Raw genomic sequence first — 13,761 nt, forward strand, 5'->3', positions numbered from 1 at the left:
TAGTGAGATATAAAGTGTTAAAAATAGAGGTTGAGAGCACAAAAAAGATTAAAATTACAGAGTGGGAATAAGAGCTAAACTATAAATTTTATTGAAAATAAAGAGATTGAAGAGAGTTTATTTTAAAAAATGCTCTTAAATTATATATAACAAGAAAAGTCTACCGGTTTAAGGTAGACTTTTTTAGTAGAAACAATTTATTTATCCTTTTTTTCACTAAAGTATTTTGTCTAAATAAATTAATATCGAGTCCCATCTTTAAAGTTTCCTTCTCCCTTTATTTTAACTCTCATTTAAGTATGTTTGACAATATTTTAAAATTCAAATAAAAAAGGGACATTTTAAAATATCCCTTTTACACTATTCTTTATATTTACAAAATAAACTCTTTATTGAATTAGCCCTCCTAAAAATTTTAAATTCTAATCCTTTTCCTTGGATTTTAAGTCCTCCAAATCCAGCGACACCTTATATTTATTGAGTTCACTATTTATCTAGTCATTAGAGGTTAAATTGATATCCCCATTAACCCTTCGGCAAAATCAAAGAGTATCTTATAAGTTGTATTCCTTTCCTCTTCACAATGATCATTATGAACCTATCTTTTAATCTATCTAGGAATAAAATTGATGTGTGGGTTATCTGCCTCTATCTTAACTATTACCGTACGGTACTCTGAACTCTCTGTGATAGGATTGCTACGCATACAGACATGAAAAAATTTATTAAGTTTGGAGAACACTTTTTCGAATCCTGCAATTGTATCTATTTGGTTATTAGAAAGATCGAGATTCTGTAGATTATCAGGGAACTTCACATCCTCCAAGGTCGTTATCTGGTTGCTGAGGAGATCGAGATTCTGTAGATTATTAGGGAACTTTACCCCCTCTAAGCTCGTTATTTTATTGCTAAGAAGGTCAAGAGTTTGCAGGCTATTGGGAAACTTTACTACCTTTAGGTTTGTTATATTGTTGCTAAAAAGATGGAGAGTTGTCAAGCTATCGGGGAACTTTATCCCTTCGAGATTCGTTATCTTGTTGTTATTAAGACCAAGAACTGTCAGGTTATCAAGATTGGTAAAGTCTAGACCCTCCAAACTAGCTATCTGGTTACTAAAAAGATGGAGAGTTGTCAGGCTATGGGGGAACTTCATCCCCTCGAGACTAGCTATCTTGTTGTTATTAAGACCAAGAACTGTCAGGTTATCAAGACCGGTAAAGTCTAGACCCTCCAAGCTAGCTATCTGATTGTGCTTGAGATTAAGTTCTATTAGACCACCGGGGAACTTTACCCCCTCGAGACTAGCTATCTTGTTATTATTAAGATCAAGGGTTGTCAGGCTATCAGGAAACTTTACACCTTTCAGGTTCGCGATCTTGTTGTGATTGAGATTAAGTTCTGTTAGGCTGCCAGGGAACTTCACCCCTTCCATATTTACTATCTTATTTTGACTAAGATTAAGTTCTTTCAGATTTACGAGATGATCTATCCACTTCAGTTCTATAATTCCTTTATTTATTGCAGTCAACTTTGTTATCAGCATCAGTTCATGTGTGAACAAGTTATAAGGGTTGGATGAGAGAGTGATTCCTTTCTCAGCTGCTGCTAACTTCAATGCCTCCCAGATTAAATCTCTAAGGGTTTCGTTATCTATCATTACGGCCGTCCACTTAATTTCTACTACTTTTGATATTGGTAAAATCATTTTTATCCCTCCTCTTGATACCACCAATTATGCACTAAATATTTATTCTTATAATATACAATTACTTTTTTTTATTCCTCTTCTGGAGTTACTAAATTGTTCATAAAAAATATTATTGCTTATCGTAACAGGCTATAATTACTTAGGTAAACACATGGTTCTGATGCAACTATTATGGAGAATCTAAAATTTATTTAATGTTTTTTTCCTGTCATACACAGAGAATCGCTACTTTAGGAATAAATTTTTAGTTGTTCAAGAAATTATTTAGAATTTCTAGTAAAAAGAAGTAAATGAAATGTTTTATTTATCTAATTCACTGTCTATCTGATCATTAGAGGTTAGTAACTACCTTAGTATAGTTTATTTCCCCACTTAAGTTTTTCTCTTAATACATCATAATAATCTCTATTTTTAGGTAAAACTAATTTTAGAGTTTTATCTGAATACTTTATCTTTATTTTGCTTTCAGGTAATATTTTACAAATTTGTTCTCCATCTATTGTTAGGTATCCCAGTCCATCTAAATCTTGAATAGAACAAACTAATTCTTCGTTTCCATCTATAACTACAGGTCTAAGACTTAAATTATGAGGAGCAATTGGAGTCACGAGCATTGCATTTAATGTAGGTTTTATGATGGGACCACCTGCTGACAGAGAATATCCTGTAGAACCTGTGGGTGTTGCTACAATAACTCCATCAGCTCTGTAAGTATTCACAAGATCTCCATTAGAATAGACCCCTATGCCGACCAACTTGGTGAGAATACCTCCTTTAGAAATAACTGCCTCATTGATTGCGAAAAGGGTCTTTGTTCCTATAGTTATCTCCATCACACGTCTTTCTTCTAATTTGTAGTCTCCTTTAAGTACCTCTTCGTATATTTCAAAAGCTTCCTGGACTTTTATTTCCGTAAGAAAACCCAGGCTCCCCATATTTACAGCTATTACAAAAATATCGTTGTTAACAATGAGTTTCTTACCTGCTCTTAAAAGAGTCCCGTCCCCTCCTATTACTACGGCAAAATCACAACTTTTTACTTTTTCTATGGGACATACTTCAAGTCCATTTTTTTCAAAATATGCTACGGTTTTCTCATAAAAATTAAGGGTTTCTTTTTTATTGTGATTGTAAATTATACATACTTTTTTCATCTCTTTCTCCTGTTCATTTATTCTGAGTAATTTTCTTAATTATTTTAATGCCCCTAAAGTCAATTGACCTTAGGGGCATTTTGAAATAATTTTCTTAAATTTTTTAGAGCTAATTGATGAGTATAAATCAATTGATGTGTTGCTTGATAGTCTCAATTTTCTCTCTAAATTAGAATGTTACTTTTTCACCGTAGTAAACGGCTTTGAATAAGTTTTTCATCTCTTCTACAGATATCTCCCTTGGGTTTGTACCTGTACATGGATCTGCTACAGATGTTCTAGAGATCTCATCTAAGTTAGCCAAGAAGAACTCTTCTTCTACTCCAAATTCTTTTAATGAATGAGGCATATCCATCTGTTCTCTTAATTCTTTAACTAAGTTTACCAATGATTCTACTAATTCAGTTTCATTGTTTCCAGCTAATCCTATTGTCTTGGCTGCATGGGCATATTGTGCTTTTCCTACTTTATCTTTTGCATTGAATTCAATAGCATAAGAAAGGTAGATTGCATTGGCTAATCCATGAGCTATGTTTAATACCTTACCAGTTTTATGAGCCATCGAATGAACTATACCAAGGATAGCGTTTGAGAATGCCATTCCTGCTAAGTTTTGTGCAATATGCATATCTTTTCTAGACTGGTCTTCTCCATTGTAAGAGTTGATTAAAGTATCTGCGATCATCTCGATAGATTTCATTGCAAGTGCATCTGTAAATGGATTTCTAGCTTTAGAAACATAAGCTTCTAGTGCATGAGTTAATGCATCCATTCCTGTGTTTGCAACTAATCCCTTAGGCATTGTCTGTACTAAGTTAGTATCTACTATAGCTACATCTGGTGTGATGTTGTAGTCTGCGATTGGATATTTGATATTAGTTTCATTATCTGTGATTACAGAAAATGATGTAACTTCTGTAGCTGTACCACTTGTAGTAGGAACTGCTATAAATTTAGCTTTATTTCTTAATTCTGGTAAGTTAAATGGTTTTGCAGCTTCTTCAAATGTGAATGTTGGGTGCTCATAGAAGATCCACATAGCTTTGGCAGCGTCGATTGGTGAACCTCCACCGATTCCTATTATTACATCTGGCTGAAATTTGTTCATAGCTTCTACACCCTTCATAACAGTGGCTACTGAAGGGTCATTTTCTACACCTACGAATAATTCGCTCTCTATTCCAGCTGCTTTTAAATATTCAACAGCACTAGGTACTGTCCCGTCATTTACTAATCTTTGTGATCCTATAACGATAAAGGCCTTAGTTCCTTTAATAGTATTTAAGTGTGATAGTGCGTCCTCTCCGAAATATAGATCTCTTGGTATTGTAAATCTTTGCATATTTGTTTCCTCCTAAAATTCTTTAATATTTTCTACATGGGATTAGTATATATTAAAATTTTCAGAAAAAAAAGAAGGCACTTTTCGGTGGTGTAGTTACCAAAAGGTAGGAATTGGAGGATTAAAAGGCTTTAGATAGACAAAAAAATTATTAAAATTCAAAAAAACAGGAAAATCAATTCCTAATTTTACTTAATTTTTATTTTTTATTCCTCCTCTTTAACAATGAAGAGAGATCAGGAAATGTTTTTATTAACCTCTTACCATATATTTATTCAATCAGAAAAGAAGAATATTCAAAAGAGTTATTATATTATATAACTTGTTATATTTTATTAAAAATGATACAATATTTCTGAGACGTTAGCCTGTCCGATAAGTTGAAGTACCGAGTTACTTCAACACTTGTGCGATACTTTTGTATCGCACTTTTTTTATACCTATAAATCCGATGATATTTTCTAAATAATAAAAAAAGTGGTAGAAATTTCTACCACTTTGAATATTCAAAATTATATATAATTATACAGTTTCGATGTTTGAAGCTTGAGGACCTTTATCACCTTGAGTGATTTCGAAAGTTACTTCATCTCCCTCGTTCAAAGTTTTAAATCCTTCTTTTTTAATTTGAGAAAAGTGTGCAAAGTAATCGTTCCCGTCTTCTGCTGAAATAAATCCAAATCCTTTATCATCGTTAAACCATTTAACTGTTCCTTTTAACATGTGTTACCTCCGTAAAATTTTAATACAGATAAGTTTTTCTTAAAATCCATTTAACTTTCAACCCTATGAAGGGTTTCTTAACCAATGAAGCTCTTGTCTGACTCTCTGTTACTAACAATATGATATCATAAACGTTACAAGAAGTAAAGTTTTATTTTATAGTAAGGTTTTAATTTAGAATAAGTCTATATTTCACCTTTATAAATCATACGGTTATAAGCATGTTTAAATCCGAGCCTTTTATACAGTTTTTTAGCTCCTTTATTATCTAAATCTACATGCAATGATAAATTCCCATGGGTTAGATCGATGGCACGCTGTATCAATTCAGTTCCAACTCCCCTGCCTTTACTCGCTTTATTAGTTCCGATATATGCCAAATGATATTTTGGTATGAATTCTTCAAATCCCAGATTGACAATAATACAGACACCTTGATATATACCATTACGAGAAGCTAATAATATAAACCCTTTATTGATAGCATTTTTTATTGCATCCTCTGTCTCCGCTACAGAATCTGAGTATTCTACCAGTAATTCCCGGGTTAATTTGACTAATTTGTCTTTAGAAACCTCATCATAGTCATTTAAATTTTCAATATTTATGATACTCTTCCCCTCATTTAGGATGATTACATGCCTTCCGTTTTTTATTTTTTTATCTTTAACTAATTTATAAAAAGCTGCAAAAGAGTATACTTCCTGTTCATTTGCTTTTATCTGCTCTTTCTGTCTTAAAATTTTTACACTTTCTTTCAACAGTTCTTTATTGATGGAAATAACTGCACCATCGGTTTCATTGATGTCTAGAAAAGTCTGTTCCAATAATTCTATATCCAATAATATATGGTTCCTGGATAACTCCTGATCCTTAAATCCTTGAAGAACGTTATTTTTAATTTCTTTAGTCCTTTGAAAGTATTGGAATACTGCATTTCCTTTTCCCCAGGTTCCGCATATAATATTTGAAAAATTTTCGATTTCACCATTCATCCATTTTTTTAGTAAGTAGTTATGTATACTAGTTAATGTATATCCATAGCTTAACTGAGTATATATAGTATCTACTCTGTAATTCAGTTTTTTAAAAATTTCATCTGTCAGGTTTTCCAGAATCATTTGACTTATATGAGTATTGGTATAACCTTCAGCTGCCAGATAATAATTTTTATCCTCTGCAGTTTTTGTTATTATTTCTAATTGTGATCTATATTTTAAATATCTTAAATCCAGAATTCCCTTATCCTTAAATTTTACAATTTTCCATCTTTCTCCCTTAAACAACGGAATCACAACCTCTAAATTTTCCAGAGCAGCATAATATAGGATAGAATTAATATAGCTGACGGAACCATTTACAACAATTCCTGTATATTTGTGAGCAATGGCATCTTTTACTAAAACCTCAGCTATCCTGTCATGCTTATGACCCGCTGGATTTGCACCTTCTAATTTTATATAGATCTCTCCTACATCTAACAGTTTTTCAAGTTTACGGGCTCTCAATAAGGGTGTTCTTCCGCTTTTTAACATAGTATATCCTCCTTTCTCAGCAGTTAATAATAATTAAAACTCATGTATATTATTACGGAATGAGCAACCTAAATCCTCTAAGATCTATATCAGATTTTATTTAAGTCATTGGATATCCTTTTTAAGAAATACGATAGTTAAATTTATATAAATACTAAAAAAACTGATTTTATAATTTTGGTATTTTTTAAAATTGTGCTACAAAAAATACAGATGTAATAATAAATAAATATTTTTAAATTAGAATTCGGTTATAAAGGCATTAAAAAGATGTTAAAAATAAATAAAAATAAAAATATTATATTTTAAATTAATTGTTATCTGTTTCACTCAAAGAAAAAAATAAATAAAAATATTAAATTTAAAAGGGCAAAAAAACAGAGTATTTTACATTTTAGTATCATTTTAGAGTACGATTTTAGAAAAAATAAAAAATTAGTTAAAATATCCTAATATAGGTTAGATTAAATATCGTTATAGATATTAATATAGTAATCGATGACTAAAAAATTGTTTATTATAAATAACTAATAAACTGAGATATTAGTCGATAAAACAATCAAAAATATAAGAAAAAAAGTATAAAAAAATATCTAAAATTGACAATTTAAATAAAAAATATTTCAGATCATATAGTTGCTTATTTTTTTATTTATATTGTATTAAAAAGTGTCCTCAAGAGCATTATGATACTAAAATTTGAAACTTTGCTACCCTTTACTATAGAAGTCTATTTTTTTGAAAAAAAATCACAACCTATAACATTCAAGAAAAAACTGTGCTAAAAATAAGTCTGAGTGTCCATATTTTGTTTTTGACATTCACTAAAAGTGAGGTTAACCTCTTAGTAGCAGACAGGTGGAATTAAGAATTTTATATTTATTGTTGAAATTACTTAGGAGGTTTTATGGGGAATTTAGTTAATCTGTTAAATAGTATTGTTTGGTCACCGGTGCTTATATATCTTTGCTTAGGTGCAGGATTATTTTTCACTTTAAAAACAAGTGGTGTTCAATTTATAATGATAAAGGAAATGGTAAGATTGTTATTGGGAAAAGATGTGAAAAAAGGAGAAAGGTCTAAGGATTCAATAAGTGGATTTGAAGCACTGTGTATGTCTGTTTCTGCAAGGGTGGGGACTGGAAATATTGCAGGAGTGGCCACAGCCATATCATTGGGAGGACCTGGGTCGATATTCTGGTTATGGATGATTTCATTGCTAGGTGCGGCATCATCATATATTGAGTCTACATTGGGCCAACTATATAAAGAAAAATTTGAAGGCGGATATAGAGGTGGACCTGCTTATTATTTCCAAAAAGGATTATTAGGAGGAAAAGCCTGGTATGGAAATTTATTTGCTCTGTCTACAATATTGGCCATGCTTATATGTATGCCGTCTACTCAATCACATGTAATTGCAGGGACTTTTAAAGTAGCAGCAGGGGTTCCCCAATGGATTACAGGAACAATTATTGTAGGTCTCTTAGCAATCATTATTTTGGGAGGAGCTAAAAGGTTGGCAACATTTGCCGGGATAGTAGTTCCATTTATGGCAGTGGCATATGTGGTTATTGCAGTGATAGTGCTGGCACTTAATGCAGAGAATATTATTCCAACGTTAACTTTAATTGTTAAATCTGCATTTGGAAGAGAAGAAGCATTTGCAGGGATAGTAGGGTCAGCGATATCCTGGGGTGTAAAAAGAGGTGTTTATTCAAATGAAGCAGGGCAGGGAACAGGACCGGGTGCAGCAGCAGCAGCAGATACATCACATCCTGCTAAACAAGGGCTGGTACAGGCATTTTCAATTTATATTGATTCAATATTCATATGTACAGCAACAGCATTGATGATTATTATTACAGGTGCATATAAAGTATTTGATGGAACTGGCAAGGCAATTTATGCTGGACCTGGAGCAACAGCTAGTATGAGTGTCGGGACAGTAGGAGCAGCCAATACATCTACAGCATTGGATATTGGTATTGGATATGGTGCATATATAGTAGCTATAGCCATTGCATTCTTTGCTTTCACTAGTTTATTAGGATTTTTTTGGAATGGAGAGACAGCATTGATCTATTTAACTAAAAACAGTGAAAAAGGGAAAAAAATTAGATATATTTTAATGTTCATATTCTTTGGATGTACATTTTTAGGCTCTCTACTTGCAGGAGGGATGGCTTGGACTGTTGGAGATATTGGGATAGGAACAATGGCTTGGATAAATATAATAGGGATTTTAATTATGCACAAACCTGCTATCGCTTGTTTAAAAGACTATCGAATAAGGATGAAAGAGGGAAGAGCAGATGATTGGGACTTTAATCCAAATAAAATTGGAATTCAAGGAGAATTTGCGGTTTGGGATGAAGTAAGGAAGGAAAAAAGAGGAGGAGTGGTAACGGTTGAACAAGGTGCAGTAGAATTAAAAACATCATAGTCTTGCATTTAATTTAAAAATATAGTTAATATATAGTCAAAAAAATAAAGACCTCTTACCTGTAATAGTCACACAGTTAAGAGGTTTTTATTTTTATATTTTATTTTAAGGAAAGAAAGAAATGAAAAAATTACTATTTTCATTTGCTTATATCTATCAGACGCCACTTAGGTGGAAAAAGTTTAAATTTTTTTTATTTTTTGTAATAAAAAATGTCTTTCTAACAAATCTTTAGAAATCCTGGATATATATTAAAAAAAAGGAGAGTAAATATCTATCCTCAGGTGGGTCACGAGGGGGATTTAATATCTTTTTTCACTTTTATTTGAAGGAATTATTATCTCATATCCGAATAATATTTCGAAAGCAGAGAGATATTTTGGTCTATTTTAATAAAATAAATAAATGGGAGAGGATAAAATGAAAAAAGATTATCATGAAGTGATATGTATAATTGATCGTTCTGGGTCTATGGATGAGATCAAAAGTGATGCTATAGGAGGAGTTAATTTTTTTATAAGATCACAAAAAGAATTTGAAGGTGAGACAGCCCTTTCTCTTATTTTATTCAACGATAACTACGATGTTGTATATGATGGCAGAGATATAAAAGAAGTTCCTTTATTAGATGAAAAAAGTTACATACCAAATGGGACAACTGCTATGCTTGATGCTGTAGGTACAACCATAGATAGGGTAGGAGAAAGACTTTTTAAAACTTCTGAAGCAGAGAGACCGGAAAAGGTAATTGTTGCCATTCTTACAGATGGTCTTGAAAATGCAAGTAAGGAATACAGTTACGAAGAAATAGCCAATAAGGTTAAATTACAGCAGGAAACTTATAACTGGGAGTTTGTATTCCTGGCAGCAAATCAGGATGCAGTGGTGACAGCTGAAAAAATTGCCATAAGGCAGGAAGATGCTGTTAATTTTGAAGCAAGTTCTCAAGGGACCTCTGAAGCTTTCAACCTTATGGAAAAAATGGTTACCCATAAAAGAAGGAAGAAGAAAAGAAGAAAAAAATAAACAAGATAAAGGAACTCTATTTCAGAGTTCCCTTTTTTTTAGTTAAATCTAGTGGGAATTGTATTTATCTCTATTATTTAATTTATCAACTAACATATTTGCCTTAGTGCTTATTTTTAATTCATCAACATTTACAAGTTTTCCATCTTTAACAACAACTTTACCACTAACTATAGTATAATCAACACTTCCTTTTACACCTATTGTTCCCAGAATAGCTTTATAATCATAGTGAGAACCTACAAGTTCCATTCTATTAGAATCGATCATAAATAAATCTCCTGCCATACCTACTGACAGCTGGCCAAGATCTTTTCTTCCCAGAACATCTGCACCACCTCTGGTAGCCATTTTTAACATCTCATATCCACTCACTGATTCATTGCTGTATTTTAATCTTTGTAATAGGAATCCTACTCTAATCTCTTCTAAAATATTTGATCCATCATTACTTGCACTTCCATCTACTGCTATTCCAACAGATATACCTATCTTTTGCATCTCTGATACTCTTGCAATTCCTGAGGATAATTTCATATTAGATATAGGACAATGGGCTATTCCAGTCTTAGTTTCTGCTAGTTTTTCTAGTTCTTCATCATTGAAGTGGATACCATGTGCGAACCAGACATCTTCACCTAACCATCCCAGGCTCTCCATATATTCCAGAGGTCTCATCCCAAATTTTTCTAAGGTAAAGTTTTCTTCGTCTATAGTTTCGCATAGATGAGTGTGTAATCTTACACTGTATTGTCTTGCTAATACTGCTGTTTTCTCCATTAACTCACTTGTTACACTAAATGGAGAACATGGTGCAAGAACGATTTGCCTCATTGAATTAAAACCGGAATCATGATACTTTTTGATCAGCCTTTCAGAGTCAGCTAAGATTTCATCCACACTCTGCACCACTTCATCTGGTGGAAGTCCTCCATCTTTTTTACTTAGAGACATACTGCCTCTAGAAGAGTGCATTCTAATTCCAAGTTCTGCTGCTGCCTCAAACTGTAAATCAATCAAATTATCTCCCGCATCGTTAGGAAATATATAATGATGATCAAAACAAGTTGTACATCCTGTTTTTAATAACTCTCCCATTCCTACAAGGGAACTGTATTTAATTGTATCTTCATCTAAATTTTTCCAGATTTCATAGAGGTAAAGCAGCCAGGGAAACAGCTCCATATTTTGTACTTCCGGTAAATTTCTTGTAAATATCTGGTATAAATGGTGGTGTGTATTTATAAGTCCCGGATAAATTAGCATTCCTGTAGCATCTATAACTTCATCAGCGTCCCTTAAATTATTATCTATATATTTAATAACCCCGTCTTCCATCAATATATTTGCACCCTCAAATACCCGATCTTTATCATCACAGGTAATAATAGCTTTTGCATTTTTAATTAATAGTCTTCTTCCCATCCTCTCGCTCCTCAAATTTTTTTATTTAGCTTATTTCTATTATGTTTTCTGTTAATTTTGTTTCATATAATATTTTTTAAAATTTCAGATATTACCTCCATTTCATTGTTTTAGTATATATATATAATCATATAAATCCTTTTTTTTATTCAATATTTTTACTGTGTCTTAATTTCATCAGGTTGCTTTGTTGACTTGTGTGAATTTATGAACTATAACCTTACTAATAAGTTAATCGCGATTAAAAAAAGAAAGATGGAATTTTTATTCTAAGAGAGTTGTATTGAAAGAATATTTTGAGAAATTATATTTTTAAACAAGGAGGGAGATAAAGTGGCCAATTTATATGGGACTGTATTATTGATATTTGCTTCATTAATCTGGGGGAGTGCCTATCCTTCCATGGAATATTCTTTTAATCTAGGGGTAGGAGTCTTCTCTTTATTAACTGTTAGGTTTTTTATTGGTGGACTGATATTATCTATAATATATTTTAAAGAACTTAAAGGGTTAAATATAGAGGAGATAAAAATATGTTTTTGGTCATCTGTATTTGTATTTATAATGTTCTTTACTATGAGTTATGGGCTGCTGTATATATCATCGGCGAGAGGTGCTGCACTATTTTCTTCCTATTTAATATTTACCTTAATAATTAAAAGAGTTTTAAAAAAAGTACAATTTAGTGTAATAAATATATCCTATTCACTTCTCATAATAATTGGGATCTTCTATGTCAATAAAAATGGTCTTTCTCTCAATGGATTTAGTATAGGGGACTTCTATTCGATTTTAAGCGGTTTTTGTTTTGCTTTAAACATAGTATATTTAGAACAAAATTCCAATAAGATGTCCTATAAAAAACTTTCTGTTATCCAGATGTTTTTATGCGGCCTTTTTTCTCTGATATTTATTGGCGTATTTAATGAAAAGCCTTTTCCTCTGACGAGAGCTTTAACAATGAATATATTATATCTGAGTATTGTAGTTACAGCTTTTGCATACACAGCACAGAACCAGGCATTAAAATTTGTAGATGCTGAAAAAGCTTCTGTGATATTGTCTACCCAGAGTATTTCTACTATTTTTATTTCTGTTATAGTTTTCGGAGAAGTTTTAAGTACAAATATGATTATAGGAATTATCTTCATTGGATTAGGTATTTTTCTGTATAGTATGAGCACTGGACAGAAGAATAAAAAAATAACTGCTTCTGAGCGTAAGAGAGCATAAAAAAATCCATCTAGGAATCTACCTAGATGGATTTTTTATAGTATAGGAAACAATGAAATTTATTTAGGCTTCTAAAAATAATTTTTTTGATAAAAAAGTCTGTTAATAATTAGGAACTATTCCTTTGGATGAATATAGGATCTAACAAAATCCTTTTATTATCTTTATTTTTTATAACTTCATTAAAGGCTAGCTTAGCCATTTCTCCGATGGGTTGTTTTATCGTAGATAACCCGACTCCTAAAATTCTAGAAATTGGACTATCATCAAATCCAATAACAGCTACATCTTCTGGGACTCTTATATTTAATTCTTTTAATTTTTTTATGGCTCCCATTGCAATAACGTCATTAAAAGCAATAATTGAGTCGAATTTTATCTTTTTCTTTAAAAGTTCTTCTACTAATAAGTAGCCATCCTTTCTAATTTCATGTGAGTTTGCTACAAGCTTAGGATCAAAGAGACTATTATTTTGTAAAATATCCTTAAAGGCAGTAAATCTTTCTTCATTGGCAAAAAGCTCTTTTCCTCCTCCGAGGTAAGCAATATTTTTTTTATTTTTTGCTAAAAGATGAAAAATAGCTATTTTTATAGCTTTATAGTTATCTACCTGGATGGACTTAACCTCTATTTTTTTTAAACTAGAACCTATAAATATAATTCGAGTATCATATTTTAGAGCAGTTTCTAAAAAACTTATATCATTGGATGTGGGGATCATAATGATACCATCTACCCTTCTTTCTATTAATTTTTTTACATAATCTCTTGTCCGCTCTTTACTCCAGTTAGTATTACATAAAAATATTGTATACCCGGCCCGGTTGGAAACTATTTCAATCTCCTTTGCCAACTCTGCCATAAAACCATCTGTTATATCTGGAAGAATAAGACCAAGAGTTTTTGTTTTTTTCATAACTAATCCCTGGGCTATTGAATTTGGGACATATCCCATAGAATCGGCAGTCTCTTTTACCAGCTTTCGAGTAGAAGGTTTTATCTCTTTGTGATTATTTAAAGCCCTGGATACCGTAGTATAGGATAAACCCAACTGGCTGGCAATATTTTTAAGTGTGACTCCCATGATACTCTCCCCCAATAATTTAATTAATTCTTATTTTAAAATTATAACTTAAAACGTTTTAAATAGCAAACGTTTCCAAAGTTTT

10 protein-coding genes are annotated in these 13,761 nt (G+C 31.8%); 3 read left to right on the forward strand and 7 right to left on the reverse strand.

Features of this window, described 5'->3' with window-relative positions:
- Positions 1 to 610 precede the first annotated feature (610 nt).
- From NRK67_01765 to NRK67_01785, 5 genes are all read right to left on the reverse strand, one after another.
- Entirely contained in the window at positions 611 to 1,705 is a 1,095-nt protein-coding gene (locus NRK67_01765) for a leucine-rich repeat domain-containing protein (protein UUV17583.1), read from the reverse strand.
- A gap of 353 nt (positions 1,706 to 2,058) precedes the next feature.
- Positions 2,059 to 2,862: an NAD(+)/NADH kinase gene (locus NRK67_01770; protein UUV17584.1), complete on the reverse strand. Its 804-nt coding sequence runs from the start codon at positions 2,860 to 2,862 to the stop codon at positions 2,059 to 2,061.
- A 169-nt stretch (positions 2,863 to 3,031) separates the two neighbouring features.
- Positions 3,032 to 4,204 carry an iron-containing alcohol dehydrogenase gene (locus NRK67_01775; GenBank protein ID UUV17585.1) on the reverse strand — a complete coding sequence of 391 codons (1,173 nt, stop codon included), beginning with the start codon at positions 4,202 to 4,204 and terminating at the stop codon, positions 3,032 to 3,034.
- 522 nt (positions 4,205 to 4,726) lie between these two features.
- Complete coding sequence (locus NRK67_01780; GenBank protein UUV17586.1) at positions 4,727 to 4,927, reverse strand: cold-shock protein; 201 nt, start codon at positions 4,925 to 4,927, stop codon at positions 4,727 to 4,729.
- 185 nt (positions 4,928 to 5,112) lie between these two features.
- Entirely contained in the window at positions 5,113 to 6,462 is a 1,350-nt protein-coding gene (locus NRK67_01785; protein ID UUV17587.1) for a pyridoxal-phosphate dependent enzyme, read from the reverse strand.
- A gap of 907 nt (positions 6,463 to 7,369) precedes the next feature.
- Here NRK67_01785 and NRK67_01790 point away from each other — a divergent pair.
- Both NRK67_01790 and NRK67_01795 read left to right on the forward strand, forming a co-directional pair.
- Positions 7,370 to 8,908 carry an alanine:cation symporter family protein gene (locus tag NRK67_01790; protein ID UUV17588.1) on the forward strand — a complete coding sequence of 513 codons (1,539 nt, stop codon included), beginning with the start codon at positions 7,370 to 7,372 and terminating at the stop codon, positions 8,906 to 8,908.
- A gap of 420 nt (positions 8,909 to 9,328) precedes the next feature.
- Positions 9,329 to 9,934 (forward strand): VWA domain-containing protein, encoded by a 606-nt coding sequence (locus NRK67_01795; protein UUV17589.1) that lies wholly within the window; start codon positions 9,329 to 9,331, stop codon positions 9,932 to 9,934.
- Positions 9,935 to 9,982: 48 nt separating this feature from the next.
- On the opposite strand, the gene NRK67_01800 is transcribed toward NRK67_01795, so the two are convergent.
- Complete coding sequence (locus NRK67_01800) at positions 9,983 to 11,359, reverse strand: 8-oxoguanine deaminase (protein ID UUV17590.1); 1,377 nt, start codon at positions 11,357 to 11,359, stop codon at positions 9,983 to 9,985.
- Positions 11,360 to 11,692: 333 nt separating this feature from the next.
- On the opposite strand from NRK67_01800, the gene NRK67_01805 reads away from it, so the two are divergent.
- Positions 11,693 to 12,592: a DMT family transporter gene (locus NRK67_01805; GenBank protein UUV17591.1), complete on the forward strand. Its 900-nt coding sequence runs from the start codon at positions 11,693 to 11,695 to the stop codon at positions 12,590 to 12,592.
- Positions 12,593 to 12,701: 109 nt separating this feature from the next.
- Here the strand turns inward: NRK67_01805 and NRK67_01810 are convergent, their stop codons facing one another.
- The gene (locus NRK67_01810) at positions 12,702 to 13,676 is read right to left on the reverse strand and encodes a LacI family transcriptional regulator (GenBank protein UUV17592.1); all 975 of its coding nucleotides are present in this window, start codon (positions 13,674 to 13,676) and stop codon (positions 12,702 to 12,704) included.
- Positions 13,677 to 13,761: the final 85 nt, after the last annotated feature.

Source organism: Fusobacteria bacterium ZRK30 (assembly GCA_024628785.1).
Lineage (GTDB): Bacteria > Fusobacteriota > Fusobacteriia > Fusobacteriales > Fusobacteriaceae > Psychrilyobacter.

Coding starts and splice junctions, on each gene's coding strand:
- NRK67_01765 (UUV17583.1), bottom strand. CDS start 1,705: ATGATTTTACCAATATCAAAAGTAGTAGAAATTAAGTGGACGGCCGTA.
- NRK67_01770 (UUV17584.1), bottom strand. CDS start 2,862: ATGAAAAAAGTATGTATAATTTACAATCACAATAAAAAAGAAACCCTT.
- NRK67_01775 (UUV17585.1), bottom strand. CDS start 4,204: ATGCAAAGATTTACAATACCAAGAGATCTATATTTCGGAGAGGACGCA.
- NRK67_01780 (UUV17586.1), bottom strand. CDS start 4,927: ATGTTAAAAGGAACAGTTAAATGGTTTAACGATGATAAAGGATTTGGA.
- NRK67_01785 (UUV17587.1), bottom strand. CDS start 6,462: ATGTTAAAAAGCGGAAGAACACCCTTATTGAGAGCCCGTAAACTTGAA.
- NRK67_01790 (UUV17588.1), top strand. CDS start 7,370: ATGGGGAATTTAGTTAATCTGTTAAATAGTATTGTTTGGTCACCGGTG.
- NRK67_01795 (UUV17589.1), top strand. CDS start 9,329: ATGAAAAAAGATTATCATGAAGTGATATGTATAATTGATCGTTCTGGG.
- NRK67_01800 (UUV17590.1), bottom strand. CDS start 11,359: ATGGGAAGAAGACTATTAATTAAAAATGCAAAAGCTATTATTACCTGT.
- NRK67_01810 (UUV17592.1), bottom strand. CDS start 13,676: ATGGGAGTCACACTTAAAAATATTGCCAGCCAGTTGGGTTTATCCTAT.